The 17231-nt window shown below is 74.3% G+C and carries 13 protein-coding genes; 2 read left to right on the top strand and 11 right to left on the bottom strand.

From position 1 onward, the window contains the following. The first annotated feature begins 153 nt into the window (after positions 1–153). Positions 154–1461, top strand: a complete 1308-nt coding sequence (locus ABT006_RS10425; RefSeq protein ID WP_350705131.1) for a dicarboxylate/amino acid:cation symporter — start codon at positions 154–156, stop codon at positions 1459–1461. 170 nt (positions 1462–1631) lie between these two features. Further along, entirely contained in the window at positions 1632–2699 is a 1068-nt protein-coding gene (locus tag ABT006_RS10420; protein ID WP_350704948.1) for an NADH:flavin oxidoreductase/NADH oxidase, read from the top strand. Between the two features lie 37 nt (positions 2700–2736). Here ABT006_RS10420 and ABT006_RS10415 read toward each other — a convergent pair whose 3' ends face one another. The 11 genes from ABT006_RS10415 to ABT006_RS10365 all read right to left on the bottom strand — a co-directional run bounded on the left by ABT006_RS10415 (position 2737) and on the right by ABT006_RS10365 (position 17201). Further along, positions 2737–6282: an ATP-binding cassette domain-containing protein gene (locus ABT006_RS10415; protein ID WP_350704946.1), complete on the bottom strand. Its 3546-nt coding sequence runs from the start codon at positions 6280–6282 to the stop codon at positions 2737–2739. 107 nt (positions 6283–6389) lie between these two features. Beyond that, positions 6390–6983 (bottom strand): TetR/AcrR family transcriptional regulator, encoded by a 594-nt coding sequence (locus ABT006_RS10410; protein WP_350704944.1) that lies wholly within the window; start codon positions 6981–6983, stop codon positions 6390–6392. Positions 6984–7021: 38 nt separating this feature from the next. Then, positions 7022–9256, bottom strand: coding sequence for a YhgE/Pip family protein (locus ABT006_RS10405; protein ID WP_350704942.1), 2235 nt, complete (start codon positions 9254–9256; stop codon positions 7022–7024). Further along, a complete protein-coding gene (locus ABT006_RS10400) occupies positions 9253–10104 on the bottom strand; it encodes an ATP-binding cassette domain-containing protein (protein WP_350704940.1) in 852 nt (283 codons plus the stop codon). Before ABT006_RS10400 ends, ABT006_RS10405 begins: the two co-directional genes overlap by 4 nt. 116 nt (positions 10105–10220) lie before the next feature. Next, on the bottom strand, positions 10221–11060 hold the full coding sequence (locus tag ABT006_RS10395; RefSeq protein WP_350704938.1) for a GNAT family N-acetyltransferase: 840 nt from the start codon (positions 11058–11060) through the stop codon (positions 10221–10223). Positions 11061–11115: 55 nt separating this feature from the next. After that, entirely contained in the window at positions 11116–12342 is a 1227-nt protein-coding gene (locus ABT006_RS10390) for an MFS transporter (RefSeq protein ID WP_350704936.1), read from the bottom strand. 121 nt (positions 12343–12463) lie between these two features. After that, complete coding sequence (gene ispG / locus ABT006_RS10385) at positions 12464–13636, bottom strand: flavodoxin-dependent (E)-4-hydroxy-3-methylbut-2-enyl-diphosphate synthase (protein ID WP_350704934.1); 1173 nt, start codon at positions 13634–13636, stop codon at positions 12464–12466. A 9-nt stretch (positions 13637–13645) separates the two neighbouring features. Further along, positions 13646–14896: a M50 family metallopeptidase gene (locus ABT006_RS10380; RefSeq protein ID WP_350704932.1), complete on the bottom strand. Its 1251-nt coding sequence runs from the start codon at positions 14894–14896 to the stop codon at positions 13646–13648. Beyond that, the gene (gene dxr, locus ABT006_RS10375) at positions 14896–16110 is read right to left on the bottom strand and encodes a 1-deoxy-D-xylulose-5-phosphate reductoisomerase (protein ID WP_350704930.1); all 1215 of its coding nucleotides are present in this window, start codon (positions 16108–16110) and stop codon (positions 14896–14898) included. The genes ABT006_RS10380 and dxr overlap by 1 nt, the downstream gene beginning before the upstream one ends. A 43-nt stretch (positions 16111–16153) precedes the next feature. After that, entirely contained in the window at positions 16154–16468 is a 315-nt protein-coding gene (locus ABT006_RS10370; RefSeq protein WP_350704928.1) for a hypothetical protein, read from the bottom strand. 229 nt (positions 16469–16697) lie between these two features. Further along, positions 16698–17201, bottom strand: a complete 504-nt coding sequence (locus tag ABT006_RS10365) for a HEAT repeat domain-containing protein (RefSeq protein WP_350704926.1) — start codon at positions 17199–17201, stop codon at positions 16698–16700. Positions 17202–17231: the final 30 nt, after the last annotated feature.

The raw sequence follows: 17231 nt of genomic DNA, 5'->3' as shown, positions 1-17231 counted from the left end.
TCGGCGGGCGATGACCAACGTCTGGCACCTCACCGTGCGCCTGTATGTCGACCTCCGACTGCAGGCCAGCGGCATCTGTCCGGCGCAGCCGCTCTCCTGACGCTGCCCCGTTCGACCCTCCAGACCCTGGGACACATCCTCATGGCTTCCGCCCTGCGCAAGATCCCCTTCTCCGTGCAGATCCTGCTCGGCCTCGTCCTCGGCGTGGCGCTCGGCTTCCTCGCCCGCGCCAACGACCTGAGCTGGCTCACCAGCACCCTCGACACCGTCGGCGGCCTCTTCGTCCAGCTACTCAAGCTGGCCGTGCCGCCGCTGGTCTTCACCGCCATCGTGGTCAGCGTCGTCAGTCTGCGGGGGGTGGCCAACGCCGCCCGGCTCGCGCTGAAGACCCTGCTCTGGTTCGGCGCCACCGCGTTGGTCGCGGTGGCCGTCGGCATCGGGCTCGGCCTGCTCACCAACCCCGGCCGCGGCGTCACCCTGGACACCGCCAGCGCCGCCGCCCCGAAGCGGACCGGCTCCTGGACCGACTTCCTCACCGGCATCGTGCCGACCAACCCGGTCGGCGCGTTCGTCGAGGGCAACGTGCTCCAGATCGTCTTCCTGGCCCTCGTCGTCGGCGCCGCGGCGCTGCTGGTCGGCGAGAAGGCCGAGCCGTTCGTGGCACTCAACCGGGCGCTGCTGGAGATCGTCCAGAAGGCGCTCTGGTGGGTCATCCGGCTCGCCCCGATCGGCACGCTCGGCCTGATCGGCAACGCCGTCGCCTCGTACGGCTGGGACCTCGTGGCCCCGCTCGCGAAGTTCACCACCGCCGTCTACGTCGGCTGCGCGATCGTGCTGTTCGTGGTCTACCCGCTGGTGCTGCTGGCCGCCGGCCGGCTCAACCCGCTGCGCTTCTTCGCCGGCGCCTGGCCCGCGATCGAGCTGGCCTTCGTCTCCCGGTCCTCGGTGGGCACGATGCCGGTGACCCAGCGCTCGGTCGAGCGGCTCGGCGTCCCCCGCGAGTACGCCTCGTTCGCGGTGCCGTTCGGCGCGACCACGAAGATGGACGGCTGCGCGGCGATCTACCCGGCCCTCGCGGCGATCTTCGTCGCCCAGGTCTTCGGGGTGGACCTCGGCGTCACCGACTACCTGCTGATCGCCTTCGTGTCGGTGGTCGGCTCGGCCGCCACCGCCGGCCTGACCGGCGCGATCGTGATGCTCACGCTGACCCTGAGCACGCTGGGCCTGCCGCTGGCCGGCGCCGGCCTGCTGCTGGCGATCGACCCGATCCTCGACATGATCCGCACCGCCACCAACGTGGCCGGTCAGGCGCTGGTGCCGACCGTCGTCGCGGCCCGCGAGGGCACGCTGGACCGGACCGCGTACGACTCGGCCGGCCGGCGCTCGCCGCTCGACCCGGCGGACGCCGACGCCGACGCCCGGTCCCGCCGGCCGGAGGACCTCAGCCCCGTCCCGGCCTGAGGACTCCTCCCGCCCGCCGACGCGGGACGCCGCTGCGGCACGGCCCCGGCGGACCACGCCCGCCACGGCCCCGGCGGGACGTCCGGGCGACGTCCACCACCGACGGGCGCGTCGACGCCGAGGAGGACCTCCGTGGGAGGTCCTCCTCGGCCGGTAGAGAGGATCGCGACATGAGTGTCCTGTTCACGCCGCTGGCCCTGCGCGCGGTGACCCTGCCCAACCGGATCGCCCTGGCGCCGATGTGCCAGTACACCGCCGGCCCGGACGGCCTGCCCACCGACTGGCACCTGGTGCACCTGGGCGGCCGGGCGGTCGGCGGCGCCGGCCTGGTGCTGACCGAGGCCACCGCGGTGGTGCCGGAGGGACGGATCAGCCCCCAGGACACCGGGCTCTGGTCCGGGGCGCACGTCGACGCCTGGCGGCCGGTGACCGCGTTCGTCGCGGCGCACGGCGCCGTGCCGGCGGTACAGCTCGCGCACGCCGGGTTCAAGGCGTCGACCTACCGGCCGTGGGCGCCGCGCCGGGGCGGGGTGCCCGACGCCGAGGGCGGGTGGACGCCGGTCGGCCCCGGGTCGACGCCGTTCGTGCCCGACTACCGGGTGCCGACCGCCCTGGACGAGGCCGGGATCGCCGGCGTGGTCGAGGCGTTCGCGGCGGCGGCCGGGCGGGCGGTCGACGCCGGATTCGCCGCCGTGGAGATCCACGCCGCGCACGGCTACCTGCTGCACGAGTTCCTCTCGCCCCTGACCAACCAGCGGCGGGACGGCTGGGGCGGGGACCGGGCCGGCCGGATGCGGCTGACCCTGGAGGTGGCCCGCGCGGTCCGCGCGACGGTCGGCGAGGACGTGCCCGTGCTGACCCGGATCTCCGCCACGGACTGGGAGCCCGACGGCTGGACGGTCGAGGACAGCGTGGTGCTCGCCGGCGAGCTGGCCGGCGCCGGGGTCGACCTCGTCGACTGCTCCTCGGGCGGCGCGTCCAGCACCGCCACGATCCCCGTCGGCCCGGGCTACCAGGTGCCGCTCTCCGCCCGGGTACGCCGCGAGGCGGGCGTCGCCACCGGCGCGGTCGGCCTGATCGTCGAGCCGGAGCAGGCCGAGGAGATCGTCGCCGCCGGCGACGCCGACCTGGTCCTGCTCGGGCGCGAACTCCTGCGCGACCCGTACTGGCCGCACCGCGCCGCCGCCAAGCTCGGCGCCACCCCCACCTGGCCCGCCCAGTACACCCGCGCCCTCTGACCCCACCCCTCCCCGGCTCGGAGCCGGGGCGGGCGGGTCAGCCGGCCAGGTGGGACCAGTGCGGTTCCAGGTCGCGCCAGGGGCCCTGGGCGGCGACCGTGCCGGACCGCAGGACCACGACGTGGTCGGCCCGCACCAGGGCCGCCCGCTTCGAGGTCGAGCCCACCACGGTCACCCCGTGCTCGCGCAGGGCCTGCCAGAGCGCCAGCTCCGTGGTGACGTCCAGCGCCGAGGACACGTCGTCGGCGACCAGCAGCTCGGTACGCGGCGCGAGCGCCCGGGCCAGCGCGAGGCGCTGCAACTGCCCGCCGGAGAGCCGGGTGCCCTTGTGCCCGATCAGCAGCCCGAGCCCGCCCCCGGCCGCCGCCAGGTCGTGGTCGAGCTGGGCGGTCGACACCGCCGCGGCGGCGTCCACCTGGTGGCCCAGCGTGATGTTGTCGGCCACCGTGCCGGAGAGCACCCGGGGCAACTGGCCGACGTAGCCCACCTGGTTGGGGCGCAGGAACAGCTCCGGCTCGGTGACCGGCTCGCCGTTCCAGGTCAGCAGGCCGGTGTGCGGCGCGATGCCGGCGAGCGCCCGCAGCAGCGACGACTTGCCCGAGCCGACCGGCCCGACGACCAGCACCAACTGGCCGCGTTCCACCGTCAGGTCGACGTCGCGGACGGCCACCGTCCCGTCGGTGTGCCGGACCCCGAAGCCCGTCAGCTCCAGCCGGCTCAGCGGGCGCCGGGGCGGCACGTCCGGCGCCGGCGCGGTGCCCGCGCCGAGGTCCACGTCCGGCACCGCCGCCGAGTACGCCGCCACCCCGGTCATCGCCACCGTCCGCCGCGTCCACACCCGCGCGGAGGGGATCTGCGAGATCAGCGACGCCGTCGTCCAGGCGAACCAGCGGGCCGCCGCCAGGGTGGCGACCGCGACCAGGGTGGCGCCGGCCGACAGCTCGCCGGCCAGGAACAGCGCCCACGCGCCGATCGGCAGCAGGCCGCTGACCAGCGACGGGGTCGACCGCGACCACACCTGCACCGCGATCTCGCGGCGTTGCCGCTCGCTGCGGACCACGTCGAGGTCGGCCAGGTGGGCCAGCACCGGCCGGGTGGCCCCGGCCAGTTTCACCGTACGGGCGGCCGACAGCGAGGAGACCAGGGCGGTGGCGAACGCGGCCCGCGCGGCGACGGTGGCCCGGGCGGAGCGTTCCAGCCGCGGCCCGAACAGCGTCGCGGCCAGCCCGGAGACCACCATCGTCCCGGCGAAGAACAGCCCCGGAACGACGCTGCCGGTCACGGCCGTCATCGCGGCCAGCAGCACGAGCGAGATCCCCTGGTCGCTCACGTTGTCGGCGAGCTGCACCACCCGCTCGGTGTCGCCGCCCTGGGCCACCACCTCCGCCGGGGTGTGCCCGCTGACCCGGCGCGGCCCGGTCTGCCCGTGCACCAGCCGCAGGCTGATCCGCAGCATCTGCCGGACCCACCACTGCGGGAACCGGTAGCCGGTGAACCAGTGCACCGGCAGGGTGACCAGCAGGGCGGCGACGATCCCCACCGCCGGCAGCCAGGGGTCCCCGACGCCGTCGACCAGGTCGGCCCAGAGCCAGGGCAGCACCGGCCCGTCCATCCCGAGGACCACCAGCAGCACGAACATCGCGAGCGAGGCCAGCCCGTACCGGGCGTCGTTGACGCACAGCCGCAGGACCTCCCGCAGCCCGCGCAGGCCCCGCAGCCCCCGGGGCGGCGCCGGGACCGTCGCCTCGGGCTCCACCGGTGCCGCCGGCGTCGGGTCACCGTCGGGCGCGGCCGGCCGCCCGACCGCCGGCTCCACCGCGTCGGGGCCGGCGGGCGGCCACGGGTCCGGCGGGCCGGGCAGCAGGTCCACCCCGCCGGACCGGGCCCCCGATCCCGCGTGCGCGTACGCGGTGGCGTGGCTGCTGGCGAGCAGGTCGGCGAAGCGGGCCGACTCCCGCAGCGGGCCCGCCTCGACCACCGCCCCGTCGGCCATCACCACCACCTCGTCGCAGCGGCGTACGGACGAGAGGCGGTGCGCGATGACGATGCCGATCCGGTCGCGCAGCAGCCGCTCGGTGGCCTGTTGCACCCGCGCCTCGGTGACCGGGTCGAGACGGGCGGTGGCCTCGTCGAGGATCACCACGTGCGGGTCGCGCACCAGGATCCGGGCGAAGGCGACAAGTTGCTCCTGCCCCGCCGAGAGCACGTGCCCACCCTCGCCGAGCCGGGTCTCCAGGCCGTCGGGCAGCTCGGCGATCCAGCCCGCCAGGCCCAGCTCGTGCAGCGCCCGGGCGGCGGCGTCGCGCAGTTCCGGCTCGAACAGCGCGACGTTCTCGGCGAGGGTGCCGGCGAGGATCTCCGTGCGCTGGGGCACCACGGCGATCCACCGGCGCAGCTGCTCGACGTCGAGGTCGCGCACGTCGCGGCCGGCCAGGAAGACCGTCCCCGGCGGCACGTCGACGGCCCGGGTGAGGATCTTCGCCAGGGTGGACTTGCCGGAGCCGGTCCGGCCGACGAGGGCGTACGAGCGGCCACGGGCGAAGGTCAGGTGGACGTCGCGCAGCGCGGGGCCGCGCCCGCCGTCCGGCTCGGCGCTCGGGTAGCGGAAGGTGAGGCCGCGGACCAGCAGGTCGCCCTCGGTCGGGGCGGCCCCGCCCACGGGCTCCTGCGGGGAGTTCGCCAGCAGTTGCACCCGGCCCCACGCGCCGAGGGCGTACTGGAGCTCGGGGACCATCCGGCTGACGTGCTCGACGGTCATGCCGAACCCGATCGCGAGCAGCCAGACGGCGGTGAGCCGGGCGCCGTCGACCCGGCCGGCGACCAGCGCCCAAGCGCCGCCGAGCACCACCGCGGCGATCCCGGCCAGGGTGGCGCCGGCGGCCACCGTGGTGACCCGGGCCGACATCCGCCACACGCGGACGCCCCGGTCGAGCACCTCGGCCGCCCGCCGGGCGTAGAGGCGCAGCACGTACGGCCGGGCCAGGCTGGTCCGCACGTCGTCCTGGCCGTGGACGGCCTCCTCCATCACGGCGGCGAGGTCGGACCACGCCTCCTCCTCCGCCATCCGGGCCGGGGCGATCCGCGCGGTGGGCCGGCGCAGGCCGACCGCGAGCAGCACCGTGAGCAGCAGCATCCCGACACCGGCCGGCCACCAGACCGCGAGGGCGACGACCGTCGAGAGCAGGCCCGTCGTCAGCGCCTGCGCGATCCGTACGCCCTGGTTGCGCACCGCGGCGGCGACCTGGTAGACGTCGCCGTCGATGCGGTCGAGCAGCTCGCCGACCGGAGTGGTCTCCAGGGTCGGCAGGTCCTGCCCGAACGCCACCCGACACAGCCGGCGGCGCACGTCGGCGGACCAGTCGGCGGTCAGCCCGGCCATCAGCAGGCTGACCACGAGGTCGGTGAGCACGGCGGCGACCAGCGCCACCGCCAGCAGCGCGAAGAACCCGGCGGAGCGGTGCACCAGGACGGGACCGGCCAGCGCGGCGGCGGCGGCCTGACCGCCGGCGCCGAACACGATCAGGCAGGTCACGACCGCCATGCGGCGGGGCGAGGTGACCCACAGGTCCCGGAGCAGACGCATCGGAGTCCCTTCGGGAAGGCGGTGGGGAGACGTCCAGCCTGCTCGGTGGGGGTGTCCGGTTCAACGCATTTACGGCCCGCCCGGGGCGCGGGGCGGGGGCGGCCGGGTCAGGTCCGGGCGACCCGGCGGACGATGCCGAGCAGCGCCTCCTCGACGTCCTCGATCGGCCGGTCCGGCTGGAACACCAGCCAGTCCACCGCCACCACCAGCCCGACGCCGAACAGCGCGGACGAGGCGGTCCGCACGTCCAGGTCCGCGGGCAGGTCGCCGACGGCCACCCCGGCCCGGACCGTCTCGGCGATCACCTCGATCGCCTCGCCGCGCAGCAGCCGCAGCGTCTGCTGCCACTCCCGGTTCGTCCGCCACATCTCCGAGAGCAGGAGCTGCGCGAAGGCCCGGTACCGCCGGATGTACTCCAGTTCGGCGCGCACCAGCGCGGCCAGCGCCTCGCGCGGCGGCAGCCCGGCCACGGCGGCCCGGAACTCGGCGGTGAGCAGGCCGATCCCGTGCCGGAGCAGCTCCTCGAAGAGCACCGTCTTGGACTCGAAGTTGTAGTAGACGGTGCCCTTGGCCACCCCGGCGCGGGCCGCGATGTCGTCCACGGTGGTCGCCGAGAAGCCCTGTTCGGCGATGAGCTCCACGGCCGCCTCGAAGAGGCGCTGGCGGGTGTCCTCCCGCCGCCGCGACCGTCCGTCCGTCACTGGCCCTCCCCGTCCGCACCTCCGGCCCGTCAGCATCCTCACATGGACAGCTCGGGGTGCAGCGTGGCCGGGGTCAGGCGGCGCGCCCGGCGGGCGGTGACCACGGTGAGCGCGAGCGCCGCCGCGCCGAAGCCGGCCAGCACCAGCGCCCCCGTGCCGACCGGCCCAACCGATCCGCCGTTGACGGTGTGCCGCAGGGCCGTGACCACGTAGGTCATCGGCAGCCAGGGGTGGATCGCCTGGAAGAAGCCCGGTGAGGTCTGCACCGGATAGGTGCCGCCGGACGAGGTGAGCTGGAGCATCAGCAGGGCCAGCGCGGCGAGCCGGCCGGCGGGCCCGAGCAGCGCGCCGAGCCACTGCACGATCGCGGTGAAGGAGAGCGCGGCCAGCGCGAGCAGGCCGAGGGTGGCCGCCGGGCGCGCCGGGTCGAGGTCGAGCGCGAGGGTCACCACCGCGAAGAGCACCCCGGCCTGGGCCAGCCCGATCGCCGCGGCGGGCAGCCAGCCCGCCAGCGCCACCCGCCAGGCGGGCGCGCCGGACATCACGTGCCGCCGGTTGACCGGCCGCAACAGCATGTACGTGATCATCGCGCCGACCCAGAGGGCCAGCCCGAGGAAGTACGGGGCGAAGCCCACGCCGTACGCGCCGGCGGCGTTGCGGGCGGTGCGGTCCAGCGAGACCGGGTCGCCGAGGACGGTGGCGCGGGCCTCCGCGTCGGCGTACCCGGGAATCTTCTCCTCCCCCTCGGCGAGGCCGTCGGCCAGGTCGCCGGCGCCGCCGCCCAGCCGGGTCAGGCCGGCCGCGAGGTCGCCCGCGCCGCTCTCCAGCCGGGTGAGGCCGTCGGCGAGCCGCTCGCCACCGGTGCTGAGCCGGTGCAGGCCGCCGTCGAGTTCCCGGGCGCCGGTGGCCAGCCGGAACAGCCCGCCGCGCAGCTCGCCGGCACCGGTGGCCGCCGTGCCGAGGCCGTCGCGCAGCTTGGCGCTGCCCTCGGCGAGGGTGCCCAGCCCGGTGGCCAGCTCGTTGACCTTGGCCTGGGCGGCGGCGACGTCGTCGGCCAGGTGGGGCGCCCCGGCGGCGATCTCCCGGGCGGTGGCGGCGACCCTGGTCATCCGGTTCTCCAGAGCGGTCAGGTCGGCGTCGTCCAGCGTGCCGGCCACGGCGCGGGCCGCCTCGACGGTGGCCTTCGCGGCCGTACGGGCGGCCACCACGCTGGGATCGTCGGCGAGTTCGGGGTGCGCGGCGACCAGCGCGTCGAGCCGGTCGCGGACCTGCTCGGCCTGGCTGACCGCCTCCTGTGCCCGCCGGGGCAGGGCGTCCAGCCCGTCGGCGAGCGCCTGCGCCCCCTCGGCGATCGCCGTGGCCGACTCCTCGATCCGCTTCGCGTTCTCCCTCAGCACCGGCTCGACCCGGCCGGCAGCGCCGTTGACCCTGTCCGCCACCGCGCGGGTCTGCGTCGCGGCGCGGGCGGTGCCGTCGGCGAGCTGCACCGCCCCGGTACGCAGTTCGCCGAGCCCGGCGGCGAGTTCGTCGGCGCCCTTCGCGGTCTTGTCGAGTCCCGCCGAGAGGCTGCCCGCCCCGGTCGCGGACGCGTCCAGCCCGTCCGCGATCTGGCCCGCGCCGTCCCGCGACGTGCCCAGCCCGTCGGCTACCCTGTCCGCCCCGGTGGTGGAGGAGTCGAGCCCGTCGGCGAGCTTCGCGGCTCCGTCGGCCGCCCGGCCGGTCTCGGCCTTGGCGTCGGTGAAGCCCACGAGCATCTTCTCGAAGTAGTTCCCGGCGGCGCTTTGCGCGGCGGCGGCCCGGATCTCGCTGAACGCCGTGCGGGCCAGCAGCCCGGAGAGGTAGTTGGTGGCGTCGTCGTTGACCACCCGCAGCTCCCCCCGCCGGGCGGGCCGGTCGGGCTCCGGGCTGTCCGCCAGGCTGGCGGAGAAGTCCTCCGGGATCGCGAAGACCAGGTGGTAGCGACCGCTGCGCAGGCCGGCGGCGGCGTCCCCGGCGTCGGTGACGTGCCAGCCGAAGACCCGCCGGTCGAGCAGCTCGTCGGCGAGGTCCTGCCCCGCGTGCACGACCGTGCCGTCACTCGCGGTGGCGGGGCGGTCGGCGTTGACCAGCGCCACCGGGATGCGGTCCAGCTTGGCGTACGGGTCCCAGAAGGCGTAGAGGTAGAGCGCCCCGTAGAGCAGCGGGACGACGGTGAGCACGGCGAGCGCGGCGCGGGGCAGCCGGCCCCGGGTCAGCCGGCGCAGCTCGAACCGGGCGAGTCGGAAGACGCTCATCGGGCCACCTCGACGGTCTCGGTCGGATCGGTCTCGTCTCCCGGACCAGCGGCGGTGGACGATCCGGCCGCCACCTCGGACGATCCAGCCGCCTCGGACGGCCCAGCCGCCTCGGACGGCCCAGCCGCCTCGGACGGCCCAGCCGCCTCGGGCGACCCGGCCGCCGCCTCGTCGGGGGGTGACGGCGCGGCCGGCGGGTCACCGAGGCGGTGCACGATCGCGGGACTGTCCGCCTCGACCGCGCGGGCGCTGGCAACCACCGCGTAGCCCTGGTCGGCCAGGCGGGCGAGCGTCGCCCAGAGCCGGGCGCGTTCCGGGGCGTCGCAACCGGCGTCCACGTCGTCGGCGACGATCAGCCGGGGCCCGCCCAGGGTGGCCAGGACCAGGCCGAGCACCTGCCGTTCCAGCGGGGTGAGGTCGCGCCCCCGGGTGTCCGGGTCGAAGGGCGCCTCCCCGGTGAACCCGGCCCCGGCGATCGCGGCGGCGAAGGCGTCCCGCCGGTACGCCCGGCGCGCCCGCAGCGCGGCGACCGGCACCAGCTGCCGCCGGCGGCGGGGCACCGGCCCGAGCAGCAGCAGCCGCTCCCGGACATGCTCGGCGACGGTCAGCGCGGGGTCGGGCTCGTGCACGCCGGCGACCTGCCCCAGCGCGGCGGGGCCGTGCCGGGTCAGCCGTCCCTCGCTGGTCGGGAAGCGGCCCGCCAGGGCGAGCAGCAGCGAGGTGCGTCCGCTGCCGGGCGGGCCGGTCACCGCGTGTAGTTCGCCCGCGGCGGCGGTCAGGTCGACGTCCCGGAACACCCACCCCCGCCGGGTACGCAACCCCAGCCCGCGCGCTTCGACGACCACCATCCGACCCGGCCCACCTTCTTGAACTGACTGGTCAGTGCAAAAACATGCCCAGCCTAGCCCCGACCGTCCGGTTCGGCACTCCTCGCCGGGGTGATCCGGGCCATGCCCGGGAGCGTTCAGAAGAGCACGGTGGCGAGCGTGCCGACCGGGCGGAAGCCGCAGCGCTCGTAGACCCGCCGGGCCGGCAGGTTGAAGTCGTTGACATAGAGGCTCACGGTCGGGGCGACCCGCAGCAGCGCGTCGCGCACCACGGCCGCCATCGCCGCCGTCGCGATGCCCCTGCCCCGCCACTCGGGGGCCACCCAGACCCCCTGCACCTGGGCGGTCCGGCGGGTCACCACCGCCAGCTCGGCCTTGAACACCACCTGACCGTCGACGAACCGCGCGTACGCCCGCCCGGCCCGGACCAGTTCGGTGACCCGCCGCCGGTAGCCGCGCCCGCCGTCGTCGGCGAGCGGCGAGACGCCCACCTCCTCGGTGTACATGGCCACCGCCGCCGGGAAGAGCCGGTCGATCTCCCCACCGCGCACCAGCCGCACCTCCGGGTCCGCCCGCAGCGCCGGCAGCGCGTCGGTGGCCAGCAACGGCTGGTTGGGGCGTACGTCCCGGGCCGGCCCCCAGACGCCGGAGAGCCGGTCCCAGAGGCCGAGCACGGCGTCGGCCCGGCCCACGATCGACGAGCAGAGCCGCTCCTCGCCGGCGAGCAGGTCGGCGTAGGCGGCGACGGCCGGCTCGGTGGCGAGGACGGGGGTGAGGTTGCCGCCCAGCCAGCAGACGGACTCCAGGTGGCGGCGGGTGCCGTAGCCCAGCACCCGGCCCTCGGCGCGCCACCAGGCCAGGCCGCGCGCGGCGATCCGCTCCGCGACCTGCGCGCCCGCGAACGGGTCGAGATCGAGCAGCCGCTCGACAGCGCGGCGCTCCGACTCCCCGAGTTGCCGTACCGGCACCGTCAGCACGGATACCAGCCTGCCAGATCCGCCCCCCGCCGCGCCGGTCGAGTGGCGAGAGGGACTACGGCACCGGGACCGGTCGCGGCGCGGGCGTGGCGCCCCGGTTGCGGGCGGCCCAGCCGACCACTCCGGGCACCAGGGCACCGAGCAGCAGGAACAGCCCACCGAGCAACAACCAGCCGGGCACGCCCCACCCGACGGCCAACGTGGTCACCACCACCGGCGCGATCATCCGGCCCAGCTCGAAACCCATGCTGTACGCCCCCTGATACTGCCCGTGGGCGTGCTCGGGCGCGAGCCCGAAGGAGATCCCCCAGCCGGCGGCGGAGTGCCACAGCTCCCCCACGACGTGCGCGAGCGCGCCGGCGACCAGCAGCGCGACGGCGGCGACCGTCGGCAGACCGCCGCTGGCGGCGAAGAGGACGCAGGCGGCGGCGATGGCGAGCCCCGCGCGCCGCGACGCCCGGGCCGCCCCGGCGAGGCTCTCGGTGCCCCGTGCGGCGCGGACCTGGAAGAGCACCACCACCATGGTGTTGACCAGCATCAGCCCGGAGATCACCCAGGCCGGCGCCCGGGTGTGCCCGACGATCCACAGCGGCAGGGCGATGTTGAGCAGCCCGAAGTGCATCGACATCAGGCCGTCGAGCACGGTGAACGCCAGGAACGGGCGGTCCCGCAGCGCGACCAGCCGGGGGCCCTGCGTGGGAGCGGGCGCGGGAGCGATGGCCGGCAGCCGGGTGAAGACGGCGGCGGCGAGCAGGTACGTCGTCGCGGCGGTGAGGATCAGCGCCACGTACGCCGCCCGGGTGTCGGCGGCGAGCGCGAAGCCGGCGAGCACGGCGCCCACCGAGATCCCGACGTTGGTGGTGGCGCGCAGGTAGGCGCGGGTGCGGACCCGCTGGTCGGCGGGGACGCAACCGGCGATGAGCGCGCCTCGGGCGCCCCGGTCGGCGGCGTCGGCCAGGGCGGTGGCCGCACCGACGGCGAGGAACGCGGCGAACGACTGGACGGTCACCAGGGCGGCGGTCAGCGCGCCCCCGGCGACCAGCGCGGCGACCTGGGTGCCCCGGGGCCCGAGCCGGTCGGCCAGGTAGCCGGTCGGCGCGCTGGCCAGCAGGCCGACCAGGGCCGAGACGGTCAGCCCCACGCCGACCTCGGTGACGGTGAGGCCGACCGAGCGGGTGAGGAAGAGCGCGCTGGCCACCAGCCAGAGGCCGCGCCCGACGGTCCGCACGAGGGTGCCGAGGGTGAGGGTCCGGGCCGGGCCCGGTTCAGGAAGCAGCCGCACGCCCACACCCTAGCAAGACGTACGTACGGTTTGGTAAACGGGTGCCGGCGTACCACGTGAAAAAGCGCACCGGCCCCGACCGCCGGGTGGCGGTGGGACCGGTGCGCGACGGCGCGGTGGGTCAGTGCACGGAGACGGTGGCGCCCGGCAGCAGGCCGCGCAGCTCCTCCGGCAGTTCGGCGCCCATCTCGTCGGCGATGCGCAGCGCCTCCTCGATCAGCGTCTCCACGATCTGCGCCTCGGGCACGGTCTTGACGACCTTGCCCTTGACGAAGATCTGGCCCTTGCCGTTGCCGGAGGCCACGCCCAGGTCGGCCTCGCGGGCCTCGCCCGGGCCGTTCACGACGCAGCCCATCACGGCGACCCGCAGCGGCACCGGCAGCCCCTCCAGGCCGGCGGTGACCTCCTCGGCGAGCTTGTAGACGTCGACCTGCGCCCGCCCGCAGGACGGGCAGGAGACGATCTCCAGGCCGCGCTCGCGCAGCCCGAGCGACTCCAGGATGGCGGCGCCGACCTTGATCTCCTCCACCGGCGGGGCCGACAGCGAGACCCGGATGGTGTCGCCGATCCCCTCGGCCAGCAGCGCGCCGAAGGCGACCGCCGACTTGATCGTGCCCTGGAACGCCGGGCCGGCCTCGGTGACGCCCAGGTGCAGCGGGTAGTCGCACTGCTCGGCGAGCTGGCGGTAGGCCCGGACCATCACCACCGGGTCGTTGTGCTTCACCGAGATCTTGATGTCGCGGAAGCCGTGCTCCTCGAACAGCGAGCACTCCCACAGCGCCGACTCGACCAGCGCCTCGGCGGTGGCCTTGCCGTACTTGGCCAGCAGCCGCTTGTCCAGCGAGCCGGCGTTCACGCCGATCCGGATCGGCACGCCCGCGTCACCGGCCGCCTTGGCGATCTCCTTGACCTTGTCGTCGAACTGCCGGATGTTGCCCGGGTTCACCCGGACCGCCGCGCAGCCCGCGTCGATCGCGGCGAAGACGTACTTCGGCTGGAAGTGGATGTCGGCGATGACCGGGATCTGCGACTTCTTCGCGATCGCCGGCAGCGCCTCCACGTCGTCCTGGCTGGGCACCGCGACCCGGACGATCTGGCAGCCGGACGCCGTCAGCTCGGCGATCTGCTGGAGGGTGGCGTTGACGTCGGACGTGAGGGTGGTGGTCATCGACTGCACGGATACCGGCGCGCCCCCACCGACCGGCACGGAGCCGACCATGATCTGGCGGCTGGCCCGGCGCGGGGCGAGCGGCGGAGGCGGCACGGCCGGGATGCCGAGACTGACAGCGGTCACTTCAGGCACTCACCTTGAGAAGAGCGTGATCGGGTTGACGACGTCCGCGGTGATGGTCAGCAGCGTGAACGCGCCACCGATCAGGATCATCGCGTACGTGAGGGGCATGAGCTTGAGGTAGTCGACGCGGCCGGGGTCGGCGCGCCCGATCCGGGCGTAGACCCAGGAACGGGCCCGCTCGAACCAGGCGATGGCGATGTGCCCGCCGTCCAACGGCAGCAGGGGCAGCAGGTTGAACACGCCGATGAAGAAGTTCAGCGAGACGAACAGCATGAAGAACAGCAGCCAGGCGTTGTTCTCCACCGCCTCGCCGCCGAGCCGGCTCGCGCCGACCACGCTGATCGGGGTGTCCATGTCCCGCTCGCCGCCGGTGATCGCCGTCCACAGGGCCGGGACCTTCTGCGGGATGCGCTTCATCGCCTCGAAGGTGTTGACGGCCATGTCGCCGGTGAAGTCGGCGGTCGCGCCGAACGCGCCGACCGGCCCGTACGTGACCCGGGTCGGGGTGCTGGGCACGAGGCCGACGCCGAGCGCGGCGACCGTGGCGACCTGACCCTTCGGGTCGTCCAGCGGCGGGCGCTGGGTCTGCGCGAGCACCGCGCTGGCCGTGCCCGGCTGGCCGTCCCGGACGTACGCGATCTGCGTCGTGTCGCCCGGCTTGAGGGCGCGCAGGGTGGTCAGCAGCTGGCCGTAGTCGTTGATCGGGGTGCCGTTGATCGCGGTGATCCGGTCGCCGTCGCGCAGCTGCGCCTGGGCGGCGGGGCTGGCGGGGTCGGCGGTCGTGCACGCCCGCAGGGTGTTCTCCGGCACCACGCAGTCGGACAGCTGGATGACCGCCGGCTCCTTGCGGATCTCGGCCTCGGTGCTCGGGAAGTCCGGGTTGGGCAGGCCGGCGGTGACCGCGATCACCCAGAGGGTGACCAGGGCGAGGGCGAAGTGGGTGATGGAGCCCGCGGACATCACGATCGTCCGCTTCCACACCGGGTAGCGCCACATCGCACGCGGCTCGTCCGCCGGGTCGACGTCGTCGTCCTGCGGGGTCATGCCGACGATCTTGCAGAAGCCGCCGAGCGGGATGCCCTTGATGCCGTACTCCGTCTCGCCCCGTTTGAACGACCAGAGCGTGGGGCCGAAGCCGACGAAGTAGCGGGTGACCTTCATGCCGAAGGCCTTGGCGGTGAGCATGTGTCCCGCCTCGTGCAGGCTCACCGAGATGAGGATCGCGAGGGCGAAGAGCACCACCCCGAGCAGGTACGCCATCAAGCTCCTTCCACCGAACCCGCGATGATGATCTCCTGCGCGTGCGCGCGGGCCCACGACTCCGCCGCGAGCACGTCCTCGACGGTACCTGGTTCGTCGAAGTCGGGAGCGTCCTCCAACACCCGCTGGAGGGTGTCGACGATGCCGAGGAAGGGCAGCCGGCCGGCCACGAACGCGGCGACGCACTCCTCGTTGGCCGCGTTGTAGATCGCCGGCCGGCAGCGCCCGGCCTCGCCGGCGGCCTTGGCCAGCGCGACCGCCGGGAACGCCTCGTCGTCCAGCGGCGCGAACTCCCAGGTGTGCGCCGTCGTCCAGTCGACCGCGGCGGCGGCGGCGGCCACCCGGTCCGGCCAGCCGATGCCGAGCGCGATCGGCAGCCGCATGTCGGGCGGGCTGGCCTGGGCGAGGGTGGACCCGTCCACGAACTCGACCATCGAGTGGATCACCGACTGCGGGTGCACCATCACGGTGATGTCGGCGTACGGCACGTCGAACAGCTCGTGCGCCTCGATCACCTCCAGCGCCTTGTTGACCATCGTGGCGGAGTTGATCGTGACGACCGGCCCCATGTTCCAGGTCGGGTGCGCCAGCGCCTGCTCGGGCGTGACCGCGGTCAGCTCGTCGCGCCGCCGGCCCCGGAACGGGCCGCCGCTGGCGGTGACGACCAGCCGGCGTACCTCGCCCCGGGCGCCGCCGCGCAGGCACTGGGCCAGCGCCGAGTGCTCCGAGTCGACGGGGACGATCTGCTCCGGCCGGGTCACCGCCGCCTTGACGAGGGAGCCGCCGGCGACGAGGGACTCCTTGTTGGCCAGCGCGAGCGTACGCCCGGCGCGCAGCGCGGCCAGGGTCGGCGCGAGCCCGAGGGAGCCGACCACCCCGTTGAGCACGATGTCGCAGGGCCACTGCGCCAGCTCGGTCATCGCGTCCGGGCCGGCCACGATCTTGGGAAGCCTGAAGTCGCCGGTGGCCCAGCCGCGCCGGCTCGCCTCGGCGTAGAAGGCGAGTTGGAGGTCCTGCGCGGCGGACGCCTTCGCCACGCCCACCGCCTCGACGCCGAGTTCGAGGGCCTGGGCGGCGAGCAGCTCGACGTTGCCGCCGCCGGCGCCGAGCGCGACCACCCGGAACCGGTCCGGGTTGCGCCGCACGATGTCGACGGCCTGTGTGCCGATCGAGCCGGTGGAGCCGAGCAGAACAAGATCGCGTGGGGAGGTCACCGGGTCATTCTTCCCCACCATCCCTGCGCCTCCGCTGGGAGCCTCAGCCCTCCGCGTCGGCCTGTTCCTCCGGCGGCGCCTCCTCGCCGAGTAGCTCGGCCGGGTCGATGGAGAACTCGAACGGTTCCCTCATCACGAAGCGGGTGCCGGCGGCGGCTGCTGCCACCGGCCGGTAGTTCCCTTCCACCAGCTCGAACAGCGCGATGGTGGGCACGCGATTTCGCAGGTCGACGCGGAGGAAGAACGGCACGCCGACGATCACGCTTCCGCTCAGGACCTCAACCTTGGGGCCGTTGGTCTCCGGCAACAGGTCGAGGGCGAACTGGGCGGTCCACGGGTCATCGTGCCACCGCGACACGTCGAACGACGGCTCGGTGGGCTGCGGCGCGGGTTCGGCTTGCTGCGGTGCCAGCTCGGGCGCGAAAGCTGCCTAGGAGATCCCGGCTCACCCCCCTCAGCGGGACATTCTGCTCAGAACAGCCTAGCCGCCGCACCGAATCGCACACCCTGTCCGACTTTCGGCCAGGGGCGAGACGGTCGATCGGGTTAAGGTGCCGTCGAGGAACGGAACGGCACCGAGATGCGAACTACCCCAACATTTCGCGTTCGTCAAACCCAAGTTCCCCTTCGATCCCCAACTCGACGGCTGCATGCCACCGGACAGCGTCGGGCCATGACTGGGCCGCCATCTGGCGAATGTGATCAAGCGCCTCCGGCGTGCCAATCTCCCCCAAAGAGGAGATGACCTTCTGACACAGCCAGTACGCCGGAGCATCCTTACTAACCGAACGTTCCGCCACCCGAAATAGGCAGGTAACCGCATCCGCTTCCCGAATCTCGCCCAAAATGTCCACGAGATCCTCTTTATTCAGCCCCGCAGCATCTTGAACAAGAATCTCCTGAAGAACTTCACCCAAGCCTGCCACCCGGAGAGGAGCAGCCAAGTTGGCAAACTTCCCAACCCTGCTCCAGTTTCCCGCGTGTGCCGCTTCGCGAATCCAGGGAACGATCTTGCCACAGAGCCCAGGATGCAACTCTGCGATGGACCTGGCATCCCGTTCCGTGACAAACCCATTCACAAGCGATTCCACTAGATCAGCTTGAGATCTTCCGCTTTGTGG

The sequence above is a fragment of the Micromonospora sp. NPDC002717 genome (assembly GCF_040295705.1).
In the GTDB taxonomy this organism is placed as follows: domain Bacteria; phylum Actinomycetota; class Actinomycetes; order Mycobacteriales; family Micromonosporaceae; genus Micromonospora.
This window is presented reverse-complemented; position numbering and strand designations above follow the sequence as displayed.

Bases quoted from the DNA above. Each gene is read 5' to 3' on its own strand.
- ABT006_RS10420 (WP_350704948.1), top strand. From the start codon at position 1,632: ATGAGTGTCCTGTTCACGCCGCTGGCCCTGCGCGCGGTGACCCTGCCC.
- ABT006_RS10415 (WP_350704946.1), bottom strand. From the start codon at position 6,282: ATGCGTCTGCTCCGGGACCTGTGGGTCACCTCGCCCCGCCGCATGGCG.
- ABT006_RS10405 (WP_350704942.1), bottom strand. From the start codon at position 9,256: ATGAGCGTCTTCCGACTCGCCCGGTTCGAGCTGCGCCGGCTGACCCGG.
- ABT006_RS10400 (WP_350704940.1), bottom strand. From the start codon at position 10,104: ATGGTGGTCGTCGAAGCGCGCGGGCTGGGGTTGCGTACCCGGCGGGGG.
- ABT006_RS10380 (WP_350704932.1), bottom strand. From the start codon at position 14,896: ATGGCGTACCTGCTCGGGGTGGTGCTCTTCGCCCTCGCGATCCTCATC.